The following is a 21634-nucleotide window of genomic DNA, read 5'->3' on the forward strand; positions in this document are numbered from 1 at the left end:
TCAACCTTATGCGATTTCTTTCAAATCCAGTTCATTACGCATAAATTCCTGCAATTTAAACTTCTGCGCTTTGCCCGAAGCCGTCATTGGGAACTCATTAAAAAACCGGACATAACGTGGAACTTTATTGTGTGAAATGTGTTCTGCACAGTACTGACGGATCGACTCTTCAGTAATGTCATGATGCTCATGTAAAATAATACAAGCACATAACTCTTCACCATAACGTGCATCTGGCAGACCAATAACTTGGACATCGCTGACATCAGGATGAGTATATAAAAAGTCTTCGATTTCTTTCGGGAATAAGTTTTCTCCGCCTCGAATAACGACATCCTTAATTCGGCCTTTAATTTTCACAAAGCCAACTTCATCCATTTCTGCGATGTCGCCCGTATGCATCCAGCGTGCTGAATCAATCACTTCTTGAGACTTTTCATGGTCTTCCCAATACCCCAACATTACCGAATAGCCACGAACACACAGTTCACCCAACTGACCGCGCGGCACAACTTTGCCTTGCTCATCTACAATTTTAATTTCAAGATGTGGATGGACGCGCCCTACGGTTCCGACCCGTTGTTCAACTGAATCTGAGGTTGAACTTTGTGCACTGACCGGTGCCGTTTCAGTCATACCATAGCAAATGGTAATTTCAGACATGTGCATCCGATCAATAACACGTTGCATAATTTCACGTGGACAAGGACTGCCCGCCATAATGCCTGTACGTAAACTGGAAAGATCAAAGTCATCAAACTGTTCATGCTCTAAAATGGCAATAAACATGGTCGGTACACCGTATGCAGCCGTACATTTTTCCTGCTGAATGGCTTTTAAGGTTTCTAAAGGATTAAACACTGCCGATGGATAGACCATGGTTGAACCATGCGTAATGCAGGCCAAATTACCCATCACCATACCGAAACAGTGAAACAGTGGTACAGAAATACAAACACGATCGGCAGGACTTAAGTGAATGGCTTCACCAACAAAATAACCATTATTTAAAATATTATTATGTGTCAGCATTGTGCCTTTCGGGTTACCCGTGGTGCCCGAAGTAAACTGGATATTGATGGTTTCATCAAACTGTGACTCGCTTGCAACGAGCTCTAATTGATTGAGCTGTCGCTTACTGGGGGGAGAGAGTAAGTCGCTAAAACGATGCAAACCCGTATGTTCTTCTTCATCAATTTTAATAATATATTTCAAATGTGGCAGTCGTTCCGCCTTGAGCACTTTATTTTTAGCCCCTTTAATTTCAGGTGCAATTTTCATTAAAATATCTTGGTAATTTGTGCTTTTAAATTGAGATGCAATGATCAAGCCCTTACAAGAGACTTTATTCAACACATATTCGAGTTCACTACTCTTATAGGCTGTGTTCAAGTTGACTAAAATGATGCCCGCTTTAAACGCAGCAAACTGGGTAATCGTCCATTCCACACAGTTCGGTGACCAAATCGCAAGTCGATCACCTTTTTTCAAGCCCAGTTTCAGTAAACTACAGGCAAATGCATTGACCTGCGTTTGTAATTCCTTATACGTGAGTCTGACATTTTGATGCAGGCTGACAACAGCATCTTGTTCCGCATACTGCTGACAAGCCTGATCAAATTTCTCACCAATCGTCATCCCTAATAGGGGCTGACTGCTCGTTCCATAGGCATAACTTAACCGTTCTTGTGTCATCGAATCGTTCTCCTTGATTCATTATCATCTTGTTATTCAACTTATTTGTTCTATGACCACTTCCTTTGAAAACGCCAAGCCTTTGTGCTTTATTCCTTGGGCTATTTTTCCTCCTGAACCTGAACTGCATTGACACAAAATTCGGCAATTTGTTTCACAAAGTAGTCTTTATGGTTTTGCTCAAACATTACACCTCGAGATGGATTTAAAGGCTCTATCACCACAAAAGTCATGGCACCGACCACACAAAGTGCTGCGGTATTTAAGTCTTCAAAACCGAACTCGCCGTTAATTTTCCCTGCGGCCAGTATCTCTTTCATGCTCTGTTTAATCAGTTGTTTACTGCGAAAACGCTCATGTTCTAATTCAGCATCAACTGGTTCAAACATGAGTGAATACGCAAGTTGGGGGCTATTCATGGCACGCTTCACAAACGTGGTCACCGCTTTGTCTAATTTCTGTTTTGACGTCAGCTCATCACTTTCAGCAATGTGGTTCAAAATTTTCACCTCATGCTGAATGGCCTCCGAAAGAACCTCAATTAACACTTGGCTTTTGTTATCGAAGTAACGATATACCAAACCACTGGAAACACCTGCACGTTCAGCAATCGCTTGAATTTGTGCGTCCTTAATTCCCCCTTGAGCAATAAGTTCACGAGCGGATTGCAAAATCGCTTGGCGATTTTGTTCCATTCGTTCTTGCATCAACGATGATCTTTTATAACTCATAATTCTATTCTCAACCAGATAAAATGAATTGTAAATCAATTTGTGAATTTTAGTTCACTTTTTTAAAAATTCGATGTATTGTAAAAATCAAGCACAACAAAAATGCTTTATCAGGAACAACAAATACAATCATAGGATGAATGAAGAAATGACCTTCCAAAGCTTAACTTTCGGTTTAGATGAAACACTCATTGCACTGCGTGATTCCGTTGCTGCATTTTGTGCCAAAGAAATTACCCCGATTGCCCAACAAGTCGATCAGAACAACAAATTCCCTGCTCAGCTGTGGAAAAAATTTGGCGATATGGGCTTACTCGGTCTAACCGTCAGTGAAGAATATGGCGGTACAGGCCTAGGTTATTTAGCACATATCATTGCCATGCAAGAAATCTCACGTGCTTCAGCTTCGATTGGTCTTTCTTATGGTGCACATTCTAACCTATGTGTGAATCAAATTAACCGAAATGGCAGCGAGGAACAAAAACAACGTTATTTACCGAAGCTAATTTCAGGTGAGTATGTCGGAGCACTTGCCATGTCTGAACCGAATGCAGGCTCAGACGTAGTCAGCATGAAGCTCAAAGCTGAAGATTGTGGAGATCACTTTCTGTTAAATGGCTCAAAAATGTGGATCACCAATGGTGGCGATGCCGATGTGCTTGTGGTGTATGCCAAAACGGATTTGCATGCAGGCGCTAAAGGCATGACGGCTTTCCTTGTAGAAAAAGACATGGAAGGTTTTAGCCATGGCACACATTTAGACAAGTTGGGTATGCGTGGTTCGAACACCTACCCTCTGTTCTTTGACAATGTGAAAGTGCCAAAAGAAAACGTGATGGGTGGTGTAGGAAACGGCACCAAAGTGCTCATGAGTGGTTTGGACTATGAGCGTGCTGTTCTGAGTGCAGGTCCTTTAGGCATTATGGATGCCTGCATGGATACCGTGATTCCGTATATCCATGACCGTAAACAATTCGGCCAAGCACTTGGTGAGTTCCAGCTAATGCAAGGGAAAATTGCCGATATGTATTCGACTTGGTTGGCATGTAAAGCGCTAGTCTATGCCGTGGGTGCTGAGTGCGACAAGGCTGACCATAGCCGTAGCCTACGTAAAGATGCAGCCAGTGCAATTTTATATGCTGCTGAAAAAGCCACATGGATGGCAGGTGAAACCATTCAGACCTTAGGTGGAAATGGGTATATCAATGAATTTTCTGCAGGCCGTCTATGGCGCGATGCAAAACTCTATGAAATTGGCGCGGGAACTTCTGAAATTCGCCGTATGTTGATTGGCCGCGAATTGTTTAATGAAACAGCTTAACCCTCCACAACAATAAAAATGACAAGGATGTTCGTGATGAATCAATTACATAGCAAGATCAATATTCGAAGTGAAGACTTCAAAACCAACCAAACCGCGATGCAAAGCTTGGTCGATGACTTAAAGCAAAAAGCAGAACAAATTGCTTTAGGCGGCGGTGAAGCGGCGCGACAAAAACATTTGGCACGCGGAAAACTATTAGCACGTGATCGTATTGATCAGTTAATTGATGCAGGCACGGCATTCCTTGAAGTTGGTCAGTTGGCGGCACAAAACGTCTATGCAGACGATGTGCCTGCGGCAGGTGTCGTTGCTGGTGTAGGCCAGATCAATGGTGTGACTTGCATGATCGTCGCCAACGATGCGACAGTGAAAGGCGGCACCTACTACCCACTGACTGTGAAAAAACACTTACGCGCTCAAGAGATTGCGGAGCAAAACCATCTGCCATGTATTTATTTGGTGGACTCAGGCGGTGCCTATTTACCAATGCAGGACGAGGTGTTCCCTGACCGTGATCACTTTGGGCGTATTTTCTACAATCAAGCACGCATGTCGAGCATGGGAATTGCCCAAATTGCGGTGGTAATGGGCAGTTGTACGGCTGGTGGTGCATACGTACCTGCCATGTCTGATGAAACCATTATTGTGCGTAACCAAGGGACAATTTTCTTAGGTGGTCCACCACTGGTGAAAGCGGCAACAGGTGAAGTGGTCAGCAGTGAAGACTTAGGTGGTGGTGATGTGCACACTCGCCTGTCTGGTGTGGCCGATCATTTGGCGGAAAACGATGAACATGCAATCGCCATTGCTCGTAACATCGTGGCGAACCTGAATAAAACGCCACATACGCGTGCAACAGAGATTGAAGAACCGTTATTTGATGCAACAGAACTATATGGCGTTGTGCCAAGTGATGCACGCAAACCATTCGATATTCGTGAAGTGATTGCGCGTATTGTCGATGGTTCACGTTTTGATGAGTTCAAAGCTCGCTTCGGCACCACCTTAGTCACTGGTTTTGCCAAAATCTATGGCATGCCCGTTGGCATTATTGCTAACAACGGTATTTTATTTTCAGAGTCTGCACAAAAAGGGGCTCACTTTATTGAACTATGTACGCAGCGCAATATTCCCCTGCTGTTCCTCCAAAACATCACTGGCTTTATGGTCGGTCGCCAATACGAAAATGAAGGCATTGCCAAAAATGGCGCCAAACTGGTCATGGCTGTTGCAACCGCAAATGTCCCGAAACTCACTCTTGTGATTGGTGGTTCATTTGGTGCAGGCAATTACGGTATGTGTGGTCGGGCATATTCACCACGCTTCATGTGGACATGGCCGAACTCGCGTATTTCGGTGATGGGGGGTGAACAAGCGGCAAGTGTATTGTCGACCCTAAAGCGTGATCAAATCGAAAAACGTGGCGAGTCTTGGTCAGCCGCAGAAGAAGATGATTTTAAACAACCCTTCCGTGACCAATTTGAACGTCAAGGCCATCCATATTATGCATCGGCACGTTTGTGGGATGACGGTGTAATTGACCCTGCACAAAGCCGTCAGGTGCTGGGTTTAAGTTTAGCTGCAGCCTTAAATGCACCGATTCAACCGACCAAATTCGGCGTGTTCCGCATGTAGGAGATGAGCGATGAGCTTTCAATATTTACAACTCGAACAACGCGACCAAGTGACAACGGTATGGATTAATCGTGCAGAAATGCATAATGCCTTCAATACTCAAGTGATTGAAGAACTACACCGCTGCTTTAGCGAACTCAATACGCGTGATGATGTCCGTGTCGTGATTTTAGCTGGACGTGGCAAAAGCTTCTCGGCTGGTGCAGACCTGAACTGGATGAAAGAAGCAGGACAAGCCTCACAGGCTGAAAATGAAGCCGATGCATTAAAACTAGCGAAAATGCTACAAAGTTTAGCGACATTAAAACAACCGACCATCGCCCGCGTACAAGGCATTGCTTTTGGTGGTGGCATGGGACTGGCTTCTGCATGTGATATTTGTGTCGCAAGCAGTGATGCTAAGTTTGCGACCTCTGAAGTGCGCTTAGGTTTAGCCCCTTCAACCATTAGCCCTTATGTGATTCGTGCGATTGGCGCACGTCAAGCTTCACGCTACTTTTTAACCGCAGAACGTATTTCTGCAGAACAAGCCCTACACATTGGTCTGGCGCATGTGGTGGCCGATGCTGAACAGTTGGATGAAAAAGTCACAAAAATGGTCGATGCCTTACTTTTGGGTGGGCCAGAAGCACAAACAGCTTCAAAACAACTTATCCAAATGGTCGATCAACACGTGTTAACCGAAGCATTGTTGTTGCAAACCGCACAACATATTGCCCATGTACGCCAAGGATCAGAGGCGAAAAATGGCTTAAATGCTTTTTTAAATAAACACAGTCCAGTCTGGATCAAGACGACGGCATAACAACAAGAAAGGATATTGATATGTTTAATAAAATCTTAATTGCAAACCGTGGTGAAATTGCTTGTCGTGTGATCCGAACTGCAAAAAAAATGGGAATTGCCACCGTTGCAGTCTATTCAGATGCTGACGCTCAGGCACAGCACGTGCAACAAGCCGACGAAGCCATTTATATCGGCGAATCTCCTGCTGCACAAAGCTACCTACAAATTGAACGTATTATCCAAGCTGCCTTAGACACAGGTGCAGAAGCAATCCATCCAGGTTATGGTTTCTTATCTGAAAATGACCAATTTGCCAATGCCTGCCAAAAAAACAACATTGTCTTTATTGGCCCACCTGTAGATGCCATTTTAGCCATGGGCCTCAAAGCCACCTCTAAATCTTTAATGGAAAAAGCAGGCGTACCGTTGACACCGGGTTACCATGGCACAAACCAAGACCCTGATTTTTTAAAACAACAAGCCGATGCCATTGGCTATCCTGTGCTGATTAAAGCCAGTGCTGGCGGTGGGGGTAAAGGCATGCGCTTGGTTGATCGCGGCGAAGACTTTTTAAGTCATTTGGCTTCTTGTAAAAGCGAAGCACGTTCAAGCTTTGGTAATGACGATGTTTTAGTTGAACGCTACGTGGTACAACCCCGTCATATTGAAGTGCAAGTTTTTGGTGATACACATGGCAACTATGTGCACCTCTTTGAACGCGATTGTTCAGTGCAACGTCGCCATCAAAAAGTCTTAGAAGAAGCGCCTGCACCCAAAATGGCAGAACCAAAACTCGAAGCCATGCGCCAAGCCGCTATTGATGCCGCACGTGCCGTGGATTATGTCGGTGCAGGTACAGTTGAGTTTATTGTGGAACAAGATGGCACGGCCTATTTCATGGAAATGAATACCCGTCTGCAAGTTGAGCATCCTGTAACAGAGATGATTACAGGGCAAGATTTGGTGGAATGGCAACTACGTGTAGCTTTTGGTGAACCGCTACCGAAACAACAACACGAACTCAGTATTCATGGTCATGCATTAGAAGCGCGTGTCTATGCGGAAGAACCTGAAAAAGGTTTCTTACCTGCGATTGGTAAAATTCACTACCTGCACTACCCTCAGCAAAATGAGCATGTCCGCGTAGACAGTGGCATTGTTGAAGGGGATGAAATAACGACCTTTTACGACCCAATGATTGCCAAATTAATTGTGTGGGCGAAGAATCGTGAAGCAGCACTCACGCAAATGCACCATGCTCTCAGTCAGTTTCATGTCGATGGCTTGGGCAATAACATTGCATTCTTAGACCGCTTGGTCCGTTCAGAATCGTTTAAAACCGCCAACCTAGACACCAACTTAATTCAACGTGAAGAAGCGTTTTTACTACAACACAATGAAACAGCCTCTTCAGAGCTTATCATCACGGCGGCATTGATTGAACTCTTGTCCCGCTTTGCCAGCAATCAAACAGCTGCAAATCCTGTATGGCAAGCCGAGTCTCTATGGCGTTTAAATATTAATGCCAGCTATGCCATTAAACTGGCACTGAACGATGAAGAACATAAAGTCTATTTCAGCCCAACGGCAAAAGGCTTTACCGCAAAGTACAATGGAAATAGCATTTTCATTCAGGGTGAATTGTTAGAAGCACATTTAGCTAAAATTGAATGTGCAACAAGCAAAAAGACCTATGCTTATAGTTCAAATGCACACGGTCTAACCCTGTATGCAGACGGTCAAAGCTATAAATTTGCACATATTCAGCCTAACTTTAATACCAAAGATGATGCTTCTGATGCCAATAACTTAAAAGCACCAATGCCGGGTGTGATTACGCAGGTCTTGGTACAAAACAACAGTACAGTGAAAAAAGATGAGGTTCTCCTCACGCTTGAAGCGATGAAAATTGAATATTCAATTCGTGCTCCACATGACGGCATTGTCTCTGCGGCTTACTTCCAAGTCGGTGATCAGGTCAAAGCGGGCGATGAATTAGTTGAATTTTCAAGCTTGGAAGGTGCAGCATGAGTGAATTTGTCAGAATTGTTGAAGTCGGACCACGAGATGGTTTGCAAAATGAAAAGACACCACTCACTTTGGATGACCGTCGTAAACTGATTTTAGATTTAATGCAGACAGGACTCAGTGCCATTGAAGTGGGCTCTTGTGTCTCTGCAAAGTGGGTTCCACAAATGGCACAGAGTGATGAACTCTTTGCCAGCTTACCTAATGATCCGAATATCAGTTTTAGTTTATTGACTCCGAACTTAAAAGGGTTTGAGTCTGCATTGGCTGTCGGCTGTCAGGAGGTTGCTGTTTTTACCGCAGCCTCCGAAAGCTTCACTCAAAAAAACATCAATTGCTCCATTGATGAAAGCTTTGAAAAATTTGCAGACATCATGACTGCAGCGAAAGCTCATCACCTCAAAGTGCGTGGTTATGTGTCTTGTATTGTTGACTGCCCCTATGAAGGCGCAATTGCACCGAGCAAAGTTGCACACGTCAGCCAACGTTTACTCGACATGGGCTGCTATGAAGTGTCCTTAGGTGAAACAATTGGCACGGCGACACCAGATCGCGTGAAAAAAGTCTGGCAGGCATGTTTAGCTGAAATGGATGCTGCGAGTTTAGCAGGACATTTTCATAATACTTATGGCATGGCGATTGCCAATATTTACCAGTCTTTAGAACAAGGCATTCGTGTATTTGATTCGTCCATTGCAGGTTTAGGCGGCTGCCCTTATGCCAAAGGTGCATCGGGCAATGTTTCCACAGAAGACCTTTACTACCTACTCTCCAATATGGGCTATGACACAGGGATTGATCTTGATGCACTGATGATTGCCAGCCAAAACATCAGCCAAGTACTACAACGTACCAATCCATCTAATTATGCCAATGCCTACTGGCAAAAGCGCTGTGCCTAAGCCATTCAATTAATAATGAGAACACTATGGTCAATAAAGTTTATTCAAGTGCAAAGGATGCACTACAAGATGTGGTTCAAGATGGTCAAACCCTAGCGGTTGGTGGCTTTGGCTTATGCGGTATTCCAGAAAGTCTGATTGCGGCCTTAAAACAAACGGGCGTGAAAAACCTTACCTGTATTTCAAACAATGCAGGCGTCGATGGTTTCGGCTTAGGTCTCTTATTAAAAAGCAAACAAATCAAAAAAATGATTGCTTCTTATGTGGGTGAAAACAAAGAATTTGAACGTCAGTTCTTAAGTGGTGAGCTTGAAGTGGAGCTCACCCCTCAAGGCACACTGGCAGAAAAACTCCGTGCTGGAGGTGCAGGTATCCCTGCCTTCTTTACCGCAACAGGTGTCGGCACACTCATTGCCGAAGGCAAAGAAGAGCGAGCGTTTAATGGTAAACCTTATATTTTAGAAAACTCGCTCACCGCTGACATTGCACTGGTCAAGGCGTACAAGGCCGATACTGCTGGTAACTTAATTTTCCGTAAAACCGCACAAAACTTTAACCCTGTATGTGCAATGGCTGGAAAAGTCTGCATTGTCGAAGTTGAGGAAATTGTTGAAATTGGCGCTTTAGACCCTGACCAGATTCACCTGCCAGGTATTTATGTCAATCGGATTGTGCTGAATGCAAACCCTGAAAAACGTATCGAACAACTCACATTAAAAGAGGAGGCTTAACCCATGGCTTGGTCTCGTAATGAAATGGCACAACGTGCAGCGCTTGAGCTGGAAGATGGTTTTTATGTCAATTTGGGCATCGGCTTACCTACACTGGTGGCCAACTATATTCCTGAAAACGTCAACGTCTGGTTGCAGTCTGAAAATGGGTTATTGGGTATTGGCGAGTTTCCAACAGCCGAAACGGTCGATGCCGATTTAATCAATGCTGGAAAACAAACGGTTACGGCACGTCAGGGCGCTGCATTTTTCTCTAGTGCAGAGTCTTTTGCCATGATCCGTGGAGGTCATGTCAATATTGCCATTTTAGGGGCCATGGAAGTCTCACAAAATGGCGATTTGGCTAATTGGATGATTCCAGGCAAAAAAGTCAAAGGCATGGGCGGCGCAATGGATTTGGTTGCTGGAGTACAAAAAGTGGTGGTGCTCATGGAACACTCTGCAAAAGATGGTACACCGAAAATTGTCGAGCAGTGTAGCCTGCCCCTGACAGGTAAAAATGTCGTACATCGCGTAATTACTGACCTCGGTGTCATGGACATTACTCAGGAAGGTGTGAAATTAGTTGAACTGGCGAAAGATGTCAGTTTTGAAGACATTCAAAAAGTGACAGGTGTTCCCCTCATCCGCTAATTCAACACCATTTAATACCAATAGAAAAATAATCCAATGCCTTTAAAGCAACGATCCTGTTTTTAAAGGTATGGTTCCCATACATGAATAAATGCCTGCTATTCTTTAAACTAAACCAAAGATAAAACTTAATCCAAATGAGAAAAGGACGAATTCTCTTCGTCCTTTTCTCATTCTACAAATACTCAAAAAGTGTACTTATAGTGTAGGCTACTTAATTAAACACATTATTTAAATACACAACACGCTCGGTCGTTTTTTGGTTAAAGCACTTGGTATATTGCAATTGTTGATCTTGGGCACGTAACGCATCATCCCAATATTGTGACTGTTTTTGATAGGTTTCTTTTTCACTATCCGCCATTTGGTAGACACTTTTCTGAGAAATCACTTTACAGTCTACATCACGTTTTTCAAACCACTCAGTTTGGTCTTGTTGTAGCTGCTGTTTTTGTTCCTCAGTCAAGTTATCCCAAGTTTGATTCAGGCGTTCCACCACTTTAACTTGGTCTGCATCCAGTTCTTTTTTACGGATATTCATGGCTTTTTGAGCCAGTTCCATCTGCGCAACTTCTTGCTCGTTATACTGCTTCATATTCGCTTGGATTTCTGCATTTTCTTTTTCATAGGCTGCAAACTGCACTGCATTTTGTGTTACGAGAACCACACCATCAATCACACCATTTTGATTAGGTACGTTGAGGCTAATGCCCTCTTTATCTGTTTTTATGATGTTATAGCTAAATGCGCCTTGTAGCTGATCATTGTCCAAACGGAGTGAGTATTCACCATCTTCTAGGACATCGCGTAGAGTACTTTGATAACCATCTTCACACTCTTCACATGGACGCGCTAAAAATGCATTTTCAGCACGTTTCTGTAAACCTTTCGGGAAAATCACCACCAACTGGCTTTCACAGTCCAACTGCTTTGCTGTTTCTGGTTTTTCTGTGATTGTTGAAATGCCTTTAATTTCAAAACGAATGCCTTTATTAATTTGCGCTAATAGTTTTTCATCTGCCTCATATTCACGACTATCACGTAAACGGCGGTCTAAGGCTTTTAAATATTCCGTTTTTAAATGTGCTTGAATTTGTTCGACATTGGCAGGGGCTGTACAACTCCAATCCGACATATCTTGCGTCTCAGCAGCTGTTTCTGTTTTGTTCTCTGAACGATTGCAAGCACTCAAAAATAAGCTGCTCAAGATTAAGCTGGCAAAAATTGTTTTCTTCATCATTGTTATAAACCATAAGGTCGTTGTTTTCGCTGCGTATTTAACCAAAAAATAAAGCTTTACGCGAGTATATAAATAAAATAACCCTGCCTAAGCAGGGTTTAAATACCTTTTAATTAACCTTTTCAACACCACTTTCGCCTATTTCACGTACGACACCAGTGTCCGTATTTAAAACTTCAAACTCAATGCGGCGGTTTTTAAACTTACCTTCAGTGGTTTGATTATCTGCAATTGGCTTTTCTTGTCCATAACCGATCGCTCGAAGCTGTGCAGGATCGACACCTTTAAAAATTAAATAATCCACAACAGCTTGCGCACGGTTTTGCGACAAGGTTTTATTGATACTCGCATCTCCTGTTGCATCAGTATGTCCTATCACGGTCAGTTTGGCTTGAGGTGCTTTTTGCATCAGAGCCGCTGCCTGATCCAAAATCGACTTATTGGCATCGGGAACTGTAGATGAAGCTGTATCAAAGTTGATAATTTGCAAATTTAATGCAGTCGCAACATCTAATGCTCGAACTTGCGCTGGGTTAATTTCAGCTAATGCACGTTCAGCATCACTAATACTGGTATCAATTGCACGATTCACATCTAGTGGTTGCTGTGTTGTAAGCTTCATATCCCTTAATAAAGGTTTAATTTGATCTACTATTTTAGCTGCGTTGGCTGGATCGTTGGCTTGAATTGAGAGCTGATCACCCAACCAAGTAAGGTTAACATTTGGCACACCTTTTAGGGTACGCAAAACACTGGGGATCACGTCTTGATCAATAAACGCGGTATGATAAATGTTCTGTGTATCAACCCCACATCCAATGCTGTTGTTAAAAGTTTGCTTCACTTCCTTTTGCAAAATTTCAACATAGCTGGCATTCCCCGATAAAATTTGGCAAGTCACCAGATCCCCTGTCGCCCCAGTTGTGATTTGAAATTTTGCAGGTTGGCTGGCGCTCACGTTATTGGCAGGTGTTATTTCTGAATCTGTTTTATCTGTACAGGTTCTAAAAATAAACGCGAACAACGCAGCTAAAATAATCAAAGCAAAGACTGGCAGTAAAAAAGAGCGTTTTTCTTCTGATTTAGAGCTATAGACACTTGTAGGTGAGACATGTGTAGCCTGCCCCTGTAAAGGATTTACCCCTAATCCAGACAGTAATGCTCTTACCCACTCAGGCAGTGCATTGTTAATAGAAGCAGCATTCACCTGTAGCAAATGTAAAATCGCTTCGGGTTCAGAAGAACCTGCCTCTGTCGTTAAAAATGCCAAGGCAGGTGTAATCGAACGGCTCAAGGTACTTTCAATTTCATCGGTAGGGGCACTCCCCCTCACTTGTTCGAGAAATTGTTGCTTCAACCCTATATGTGATGCAAAAGCATCATTTAAACGTGGGTTGAGCTGCTGTTGAAATGCAGAAATTAACTCAGATTTTGACTTCAATACAGACAGTAAAATAGGTAAAAAAGATTGAATTGCTTGATTTTTTTCAAGTAAATGTTGTGTATCCCCTTCTAAAACAATAGCAGAGACATTTTGTTTTAGTAAATCCATAAAATCGACATTCATGAAATCTTACCCCCACTTTTTTCGCATTGTTTTCATTGTCATTTTTTAGTTTATCTGCTCATTTTTTGTACTTTGTAAAATATTGTATTTACATTACTTTTCGTCAAATCAATAAAAAAGCCAGCCTAAGCTGACTTTTTAGTCGATTTTGAAATATAAGCTGGAACTTAAGAAATAAAAGTTTTTATAACTTTACCTTTCACGACTTGATTGATTAAAGGTGTATTTTTCCCTTGCGACAAAATATTGTCTTTATTCACAATCCAATCTAACTCTGGGTCAACCAATACCCAGCCTGCTTCAACAGTCCAACGTTCAAGCATATTTGCTACTGTTGCTGGTGCAGTTGTGACTTTCTCAACCCATTCCAAAGGACTAAATAAACCTTCGCGTACCAATTGCACACCGAAAGCCACATAGGTATCAAAAGCGCTAATGCCTGGCTGTGTTTCAGCAAATGGCGCTAGCTTTGCAGAACTGCTCAATGGTTCATGATGGGTACAAATTGCGTCGATCACACCATTTTTCACACCTTGGCGAAGGAACTCTTTATCTGACTCAGCACGTAGTGGTGGACGAACATGCGCAAGTGAGTTGAAACCATCAATCAACTGATCTGTTAAGTGCAGTTGATGCATCGCCACATCACAGGTGACTGGCAAACCTTTATCTTTAGCAATTTTGATCAAATTCACAGAAGCACCTGTAGACAGCAAACCAAAGTGTGCACGAACACCCGTTGCTTCAATCATCAACAAATACTTGGCAATCGCAATGGTTTCAGCAATTGCAGGAATCATCGGTAAACCTTGACGGGATGCAACGAAACCCTCGTGCACACAACCATCTTTGGCAATTTGTGGTTCCTCTGCATAAAACACCACAGTCATGCCTAGGCCTGCTGCATACTCTAAAGTACGTAGTACAACATCATCATCTGCAAAAGGCGCATTGGCATTTGACACTGCCGTACAACCGCCCTTTTTCAAACCTGCCATATTTGCAGGTTGCTTGCCTTGTAAGCCTTGGGTTTGGGCACCAATCACTTCTAGATAAATACCGCCATCCAACATGGCTTTTTCCATCAGACCATGAATCAAAGCCCCATTGTCTTGCACAATTGGTTTGGAGTCTGGTGGTGTAAACACATGTAAAATACCATTTTCACGTGCAGCACGACCCTCTGACTTTAATGTCCCGTGCTGTTGCTGACCTGGTTCACGTAGGCGTGCACATAAGTCCACCATGGTTGGCATCAACCATTTACCATGTCCATCCATAGTTTCTGTGATGCCAGCTGTTTCTGTAACCAACTTGCCATTTTCCACATATACTGTTTGAACCGTATCTGTTTGATGAATTGGGTCAAGGACACGTACATTTTCAATTTTTACAACAGTCATGACTTATTTCCTTACACCGCAATCGCGTCTAACAAACCTTGCTCTTGCAGTTGACCTTGCATTGCAAGCGCCAAAACTGCCATACGTACTGCAATCCCGTTGGTCACCTGATTTAAAATCACCGACTGTGGGCCATCGGCAATACTGGAATCAATCTCTACACCACGGTTCATGGGTCCTGGATGCATCACGATGCAATCAGGTTTTGCCATCGCAAGGCGTTCTTTGTTTAAACCGTACATTTTATAAAATTCAGCTTGAGATGACAGCGCAGGCGAATCAATACGTTCATTTTGAATACGTAGAGTAATAATCACATCGCAGTCTTTAATCCCTGCTTCCATGTTATTAAAGAGGCGTACACCTTCACCATATTCATCAAAACCATAGGGCAACAGTGTATTCGGTGCAATCACGCGAATGTCTTTACAGCCCAAAGTTTGTAATGCAGCAACATCTGAACGTGCAACGCGTGAATGTTTAATATCACCAATGATAGCAATTGAAATATCTTCAAATTTCTTTTTAGTTTCACGGCGAATGGTTAACATGTCCAACATGGCTTGTGTTGGATGTGCATGACGACCATCACCTGCATTAATAATTGCGACATGTGGACAAACAGTTTGGGCAATGAAATGTGCGGCACCTGACGATGAATGACGTACCACAAAAATATCTGCCGCCATCGCTTCTAAGTTCCACAAAGTGTCTCTTAGCGTCTCACCTTTGGAAGTACTCGAACGTGCGATATCAATATTTAATACATTTGCAGAAAGACGTTTTGCAGCAGCTTCAAAAGTGGTACGAGTACGGGTTGAGTTTTCAAAGAAGAGATTCATGACCGTTCGACCTTCTAAGAGGTTGTTCGTCATCAGCTGATTTTGGTCATTAAAAAAGGACTGCGCAGTGTCCAATATTTTTGTAAGAGTTTCTTTAGAAAGACCTTCGATGGTAAGGAAGTGTTTGAGATGACCATCTTGGTTGAGTTGAATCTGACTCGGAGTATGCAGTGCTGCCAAGTGCATGAGAGATTCCTTCTACGTTAAGTTAACGCATTATACAGATTTTCTTTTTAATTTGGACCTCAGTTTAAAACAATTGCCTTAATTATCATCGGCTTCAAAACTAAGATTATGAAATTCTTATTTATTATTTCAATTAGTTAAATTAAACATTTTTTAGCATCTATTTTCTCAAAATTTTACTCAAATCCATTGAGGATCATCTAGCACATTGCACATTCTTTCACCGATACGTTTCGCATCGCTATAAAAAAGCCCTCTTTCGAGAGCTGATCAAATTTGAATGATTGTTATCGTAAAGCACCAATATAGTGATGCGACACTTGAGCTCGGTAAATTTCTTCTTCGGTTGCTCCTGACTCATAGCGACTGTTATTCATGTTTTTTGGTTTCTCGATAGCTTCTGGTTCCTCATAGTTGAATAAGTCCATAACACTATCTAAACGGCTCACCAAACGAATCAATTCGGCATCCTCTGTGCTTAAAGCCAACTCCGCCATTTGACGCGCATAACTTGGATTTTCAACTAAATAAAGCACATCAATTACGCGCCCCGATACGCGGCGCAGACGTGCGTAAAGTAAAGTTGCAATTGAAAAAGTATCAGCATGACTTACAACACCTCGGTCTAACTTGGTCGACATATTCTTCCCCTTTCAAATGAAAAATATTTACTGATGACTTATAAAAATCATTCAATAAATTAAACTTGCAAGGATTTAGCAAAATGCGTACCAAAAACGTTATTGTTCACATGGCAATTCATTTATTTTGCTATTTCCTAAAGCTAGAAGCACATTAAAAAAACCATTCAGAGGCAAAATACGTTAAACTTTAGCGAGTTTATTTTGTTTTATTTTGGTCTCTCAAATTTATGAATACCGCTTCACGTTTAAGCAGCTATTGGGTTACTTGTGCTGATGGGTTAGAAACCTTACTCCAAGAAGAATTAGAAGGTTTAGGTGTTCAAAACATTGAACGTTTCCCTGGGCGTTTAGTTTTCAAAGGCACTCTTGAGCATGCCTATCGCATTTGTATGTGGTCGCGTCTTGCATCACGTGTACTCACGCCTATTCACGTCCACGAATTAGAACGTAGTCATGATGCACGTGATGTTGCTGAAGAGCTCTATGAAGGTGCAATCAATTTTGATTGGTCTCTGATTTTTGCACCACAAAGTACCTTTGCTGTACGTTTACATATTGAACGTGAAATTAAGGTCAACAGCCAGTTTGCAACGCTACGTGTAAAAGACGGTATCGTCGATTCGTTTATGGAAGCTGTGGGTAAGCGCCCAAGTATTGACATTAAGCAACCTGAAATTACCATTTATGCACTCGCAGGCAAAACTGAACACACCTACTGTTTAGACTTATCTGGTGACTCACTGCATAAACGTGGCTACCGTCGTTATATGACCGATGCCCCAATTAAAGAAAACTTAGCGGCTGCGATTTTACAAAAAGCCAAACTGCTGTCAAAAAGACCCGATATTTTCCTCGATCCAATGTGTGGTTCAGGGACATTCATTATTGAAGCGTTGATGATGCTGACAGACCGTGCACCCGGCTTAGTCCGTCGTTTCGGTTTCAATGGTTGGAATGGTCATAATCACGAACTATGGATGAGCATCAAAGCGGAAGCAGCTGATCGCCATCAAGCAGCTTTGGAGCAACCGCTCCCTAAGTTCTATGCTTTTGATGCTGACTGGGAAGCAGTAAAAGCCACCAAACAAAACATCATCGCTGCAGGATTTGAACGTCTACTCGACCACATTCAAATCGAAGAACGGACTTTGGCAGATTGGCCAAACTTCGAAGCAGAAGGAAAAACAGCCTTTATTGTGACCAACCCGCCTTATGGTGAGCGCTTAGGCGATAAGGCCTCTAACCGTGCTTTATATTTAGGCTTGTCCGCATTACTGCAAAAGAACTTCCCAAATCAGACCGCAGCGGTTATCGCAGCAGCCGTTGAACAAGCCGATGTATTGGCGCTGAATGACCCGCAAACCATGCGTTTGATGAATGGTAAACTGCCAATTTACGTGCGTTCAGGTTCCGTGAAACCTGTTGCAGTGATCAAGCCGTTCTTAGAAACTTGGCAGCCTCAGCAGTTTGAAGCAATTGAAGGCGCTGAAGACTTTGCTAACCGTTTACAAAAGAACATGCAGACCTTAAAGAAATGGGCGGTAAAAGAAAACATTCACTGTTTACGTTTATATGATGCTGACCTTCCCGACTTTAACGTTGCAGTCGATTTGTATGGCGAACGTTTACATGTACAAGAATACGCACCACCGAAAAAAATCGATCCTGAAAAAGCCAAGAAACGTTTCAATCTCGCTTTACAGGCGATTCGTGCTGTAACAGGTTTAGGCCGTGATGCGATCTTTATCAAAACACGTGCTCGCCAAGAAGGTAAAAACCAGTACACCAAACAAAGTACGGCTTCAAAACGTTTTATCGTGCAAGAAGGCAAAGCAAAAATCTTAGTTAACTTAACTGATTACTTAGATACTGGCTTGTTCTTAGACCACCGTCAAATCCGCTTACGCATCGCACAAGAAGCGCGTGGTAAGCACTTCTTGAACTTGTATAGTTATACCTCTACAGCCAGCTTACATGCAGCTTTAGGTGGTGCGGCAAGTACAACCAGCGTCGATCTGTCAAACACCTATTTGAGTTGGTCTAAAGAAAACTTCGTCTTGAATGGCTTAACGGTCGATCATGCCGATGAACAACATCAGTTCTTTGCCAGCGATTGTTTTGAATGGTTGAAAGAAGGTCATGAACAGTATGATCTGATCTTTATTGACCCACCAACTTTCTCAAACTCAAAAAAGTTCTACGGTACCTTTGATGTACAACGTGACCATTTATCATTGCTTAAACGCGCCATGAACCGTTTAACCACAGATGGCACTTTGTACTTTTCAAACAACTACCGTGGCTTTGAAATGGACGAAGAAATTTTGGCATTCTTTGATGTCGAAGAAATCACCAGTGAAACCATTGGGCCTGATTTCAAACGTAATCAAAAAATCCATCGGGCATGGAAAATCACCCATCCAAAAAATTAATGCATTAAAGATGAAACTTGATTTCATCTTCATTAAATTTTACATGGACAATTTTCAAAGATAAAAAGGGACGAAATACGTCACTGCTGTCCCATAAATATCACAAGAAGAACCTCAGCTGAGGTTCTTCTTGCTTATTCCACTTTTTGTCAGGTAAAAACAGAGCCTTCAATGGTTTCCTTTCAAATAAGTTCACCTGAATAATTCTTAATAATCTTTGAACACTCCATCCTTCCTGCGCCATATGTTTCGCAAAACTCACCAGTAAATAGGCAATTAAGGCAATCCATATTTGTGTTTGGATCGCATTGCGACTACGGCCTAAAAACGATTTCAATTTTAGGTTTTGCTTGATCGCTTTAAAAAATAGTTCTACCTTCCACCGATCTTTATAAATTGCAGCAATGGTTGATGCAGCGAGATGAAAATTGTTGCTTAGGAATTCAAATGTCCTTTTCTTTTCAGTATCATAAAACTCTATACGTCTTAATCGCTTAGGTGCACCACGCTTTTTAGCATAATCACTACTCAACTCAATATATTCATCCGCAAGAATCCCCTTACTGACGAACACATCTTGTTTTGATTTCACCTCATAAACTGTCTTTGGTCTCAGCCTAGTGACAAAGCTGACTTTTTGGTTGGTCATGTCTGCAAACCACTGATAATCAACATACCCTTTATCAAATACAATGATACTTCCAGGTGGGAATTTGAGTCGTCGACCTTGTACCATGTCATTTTCAATACCATCACCAAGCGCAACAAATTCAGGAATGGTGTTGCTATGATTTAACCCAACTGTAAGTTTTATACTGGCTTTGGACTCATGTACTTTTGCCCATTCACACAATGACAGTGAAAGATCAATATGACTCGCATCAAGTGAATATAATGGATTTTAAAATCGAAATTTATGAGCAATCTTGGAATTTTCACAATGTTGAAGTAATTGGATAAACAATTGTTGATACAAGCTAGCTGGTTGTTCTTCATTGATTCTTGCTAGCGTACTTCGTGCAATTCTTTTGGCGCCAAGGTGGTAAAGCTTTTCCTGTTGTGATTCGAGATTAGACTCAATGTCTCTTAAGCTTTGACGACATGATCATTGAGACATCAAAATAGCAATAAATTGATCCCATCGTGTTGCAGATCTTAATTTTTGTCCTTGATGGTATTGTTTTGCAAGACGTTCAAAATCTTGTCTCAAAATGGGTTTGAGTAATTGATGAAATACAGTATTCTGATGTGACAAAACCTGAATCCTTGTAGTTGAAGTGTTTGTTCGCACTTATATTTTAACTACTTTGGACTCAGGTTTTTTATTTAAGTCTAACTATGGGACAGCAGTGCGAAATACGTCCCCTTTTATTTGCTACAGCAACATATTTTGCATTATTCAGTGAGAAAATTGGTTTGCCCATATTTGTATTCAACTGACATTTTCATAGTATTACCTTCGCGTTTCACCTGACCTGAACTTTGCATTGTCGAAAGCATGCTTTCAACTTCTTGATCAGACATCGTTATCCCGCCTTTTTGCAGATAATTATTCATGATGCGCGAGATCATATTTTTATCAAACTGAACATCTGCTTTATATTCCATTAAACTTGGCATCATTTTCACCATTCCCATCACAGTCGATTGGTGACTCGGCATAATACGCCCCGTCACATTCGCCTGAGCAACACCATCTCCGATAGCAAACTGGTTCTCTTTGGATTCAAAGCGGAAACCTTCATTGATCACGGCTAATAAAGCAGGCTCCATATCTTTTTCCACAGTCTCTTTGGCTAAGCAACTATTTTCACTTTTCGCCACAATATCAAACAGCGCCTGCATTTTTTGTCGATTCACATCGAGTACATTAAAATTAAACTGTAGGTTTTGAATTGCAGGTGCGGCAGGCATTTTCATTTCATCTAAGCGTAGCATCATCTCAGTGTTTAAAACCCGATCCGTCAATTTGCTTTGCGTTTCTAGACTAAAATTTTTAATTTCAGCACTAATGGGTTTATTGATATCTCGATCTGACATTTTCAGCAGATCCATCTGGATTTTGCTTTCACCTGCTTCAAGATATTCACCATTGAGCCCTTGGTTGGTTGCTAGCTTTAACCCCACCATTTGCATATGCATATTGGGCTCGGTAATCGTGAAATTTGGAATTTCAAGCTGTAAATCCAGTATCTTAAGCTGTTGTTCTATCGGCTTTGCTCGAAACCGCAACGTCATTGGATCTAATCTAGACTGGAGTTGAGCTTCATTGCGGGTAATCACTGGTGTAGTCAATACACTATTCATGGTGCCTAACCAATTGACTTTCGTATCAACTTTGAGTGGTTCCTTCAACAAAGATTGGAGTGCTCCTGATGCCTGAGTAATTTTAATATCCGACTGGATCGCATACCCATTCCAACTACGCTGAATATTATCTTGACCACTTAATTTAACCACGTCTTTGGGTTTACACGGATCTGATACTAATTCGGCACTCCATTTCGCACTCCCTTTTAAAGCACCCATTTGGAATTGTTGATACTGCAAATTCAAATTATTCGATTGTTTAGTGCCCTGTTGATAATAAGCCTTTAGGCTTTTATCTGCATAAAGATTACCACCAACTGCGACCACAGCCAGCGTCAATACGCCCCCAACACCCCACTTTAATTGACTCATTTTCTCTATCTCAATTTATTTACTTTTTATTAAAATAAATTATAAAGACAATTTTTAAATAAAGATAATTATTTTGCAAATAAAGCACTTAGATGCCATATTCATCACATAAATGTGAAAACCTACGTCACATTTATGCTTAAAAATGTCACCTTCTAACACTTCTATCCTGC

Annotated in this window: 16 protein-coding genes and 1 pseudogene; 8 read left to right on the forward strand and 9 right to left on the reverse strand. The window is 42.0% G+C overall.

The window, feature by feature from the left end; all coding sequences use genetic code 11:
- Nucleotides 1-6: 6 nt before the first annotated feature.
- Together GBI16_RS01080 and GBI16_RS01085 are read right to left on the reverse strand one after the other, a co-directional pair.
- Entirely contained in the window at nucleotides 7-1695 is a 1689-nt protein-coding gene (locus tag GBI16_RS01080; RefSeq protein WP_151706353.1) for an AMP-binding protein, read from the reverse strand.
- A 101-nt stretch (nucleotides 1696-1796) separates the two neighbouring features.
- Nucleotides 1797-2426, reverse strand: a complete 630-nt coding sequence (locus tag GBI16_RS01085) for a TetR/AcrR family transcriptional regulator (protein WP_086207833.1) — start codon at nucleotides 2424-2426, stop codon at nucleotides 1797-1799.
- A 148-nt stretch (nucleotides 2427-2574) separates the two neighbouring features.
- Between GBI16_RS01085 and GBI16_RS01090 the strand changes: the two genes are divergently transcribed.
- Genes GBI16_RS01090 through GBI16_RS01120 form a run of 7 tightly spaced genes read left to right on the forward strand, consistent with a single transcriptional unit; the run spans nucleotide 2575 to nucleotide 10465 of the window.
- On the forward strand, nucleotides 2575-3747 hold the full coding sequence (locus tag GBI16_RS01090) for an isovaleryl-CoA dehydrogenase (protein WP_086208236.1): 1173 nt from the start codon (nucleotides 2575-2577) through the stop codon (nucleotides 3745-3747).
- A gap of 36 nt (nucleotides 3748-3783) precedes the next feature.
- Entirely contained in the window at nucleotides 3784-5385 is a 1602-nt protein-coding gene (locus tag GBI16_RS01095) for a carboxyl transferase domain-containing protein (protein WP_151706354.1), read from the forward strand.
- 10 nt (nucleotides 5386-5395) lie between these two features.
- Complete coding sequence (locus GBI16_RS01100; RefSeq protein ID WP_151706355.1) at nucleotides 5396-6190, forward strand: enoyl-CoA hydratase/isomerase family protein; 795 nt, start codon at nucleotides 5396-5398, stop codon at nucleotides 6188-6190.
- A gap of 20 nt (nucleotides 6191-6210) precedes the next feature.
- Entirely contained in the window at nucleotides 6211-8202 is a 1992-nt protein-coding gene (locus tag GBI16_RS01105) for an acetyl/propionyl/methylcrotonyl-CoA carboxylase subunit alpha (RefSeq protein ID WP_151706356.1), read from the forward strand.
- On the forward strand, nucleotides 8199-9101 hold the full coding sequence (locus GBI16_RS01110) for a hydroxymethylglutaryl-CoA lyase (RefSeq protein ID WP_151706357.1): 903 nt from the start codon (nucleotides 8199-8201) through the stop codon (nucleotides 9099-9101). Before GBI16_RS01105 ends, GBI16_RS01110 begins: the two co-directional genes overlap by 4 nt.
- Nucleotides 9102-9127: 26 nt before the next feature.
- On the forward strand, nucleotides 9128-9832 hold the full coding sequence (locus GBI16_RS01115) for a CoA transferase subunit A (RefSeq protein WP_151706358.1): 705 nt from the start codon (nucleotides 9128-9130) through the stop codon (nucleotides 9830-9832).
- A 3-nt stretch (nucleotides 9833-9835) separates the two neighbouring features.
- Entirely contained in the window at nucleotides 9836-10465 is a 630-nt protein-coding gene (locus GBI16_RS01120; RefSeq protein ID WP_151706359.1) for a CoA transferase subunit B, read from the forward strand.
- 214 nt (nucleotides 10466-10679) lie between these two features.
- On the opposite strand, the gene GBI16_RS01125 is transcribed toward GBI16_RS01120, so the two are convergent.
- The 5 genes from GBI16_RS01125 to GBI16_RS01145 all read right to left on the reverse strand — a co-directional run bounded on the left by GBI16_RS01125 (nucleotide 10680) and on the right by GBI16_RS01145 (nucleotide 16344).
- Nucleotides 10680-11702, reverse strand: a complete 1023-nt coding sequence (locus GBI16_RS01125; RefSeq protein ID WP_171264400.1) for a DUF1311 domain-containing protein — start codon at nucleotides 11700-11702, stop codon at nucleotides 10680-10682.
- Between the two features lie 112 nt (nucleotides 11703-11814).
- The gene (locus tag GBI16_RS01130; RefSeq protein WP_151706360.1) at nucleotides 11815-13272 is read right to left on the reverse strand and encodes an OmpA family protein; all 1458 of its coding nucleotides are present in this window, start codon (nucleotides 13270-13272) and stop codon (nucleotides 11815-11817) included.
- A gap of 167 nt (nucleotides 13273-13439) precedes the next feature.
- Complete coding sequence (locus tag GBI16_RS01135) at nucleotides 13440-14675, reverse strand: dihydroorotase (RefSeq protein ID WP_119063026.1); 1236 nt, start codon at nucleotides 14673-14675, stop codon at nucleotides 13440-13442.
- An 11-nt stretch (nucleotides 14676-14686) separates the two neighbouring features.
- Nucleotides 14687-15703 carry an aspartate carbamoyltransferase catalytic subunit gene (locus tag GBI16_RS01140; RefSeq protein ID WP_086207842.1) on the reverse strand — a complete coding sequence of 339 codons (1017 nt, stop codon included), beginning with the start codon at nucleotides 15701-15703 and terminating at the stop codon, nucleotides 14687-14689.
- A 287-nt stretch (nucleotides 15704-15990) separates the two neighbouring features.
- Nucleotides 15991-16344, reverse strand: coding sequence for a hypothetical protein (locus GBI16_RS01145; RefSeq protein WP_110975262.1), 354 nt, complete (start codon nucleotides 16342-16344; stop codon nucleotides 15991-15993).
- 230 nt (nucleotides 16345-16574) lie between these two features.
- On the opposite strand from GBI16_RS01145, the gene rlmKL reads away from it, so the two are divergent.
- The gene (rlmKL, locus tag GBI16_RS01150) at nucleotides 16575-18779 is read left to right on the forward strand and encodes a bifunctional 23S rRNA (guanine(2069)-N(7))-methyltransferase RlmK/23S rRNA (guanine(2445)-N(2))-methyltransferase RlmL (RefSeq protein ID WP_086207844.1); all 2205 of its coding nucleotides are present in this window, start codon (nucleotides 16575-16577) and stop codon (nucleotides 18777-18779) included.
- A 100-nt stretch (nucleotides 18780-18879) separates the two neighbouring features.
- On the opposite strand, the pseudogene GBI16_RS01155 reads toward rlmKL, so the two are convergent.
- Nucleotides 18880-20034: pseudogene (locus tag GBI16_RS01155) on the reverse strand (IS4 family transposase).
- 140 nt (nucleotides 20035-20174) lie between these two features.
- Nucleotides 20175-21461 (reverse strand): DUF945 family protein, encoded by a 1287-nt coding sequence (locus GBI16_RS01160; protein ID WP_086207845.1) that lies wholly within the window; start codon nucleotides 21459-21461, stop codon nucleotides 20175-20177.
- Nucleotides 21462-21634 lie beyond the last annotated feature (173 nt).

The organism is Acinetobacter sp. TUM15064, from assembly GCF_008980265.1.
In the GTDB taxonomy this organism is placed as follows: Bacteria; Pseudomonadota; Gammaproteobacteria; order Pseudomonadales; family Moraxellaceae; genus Acinetobacter.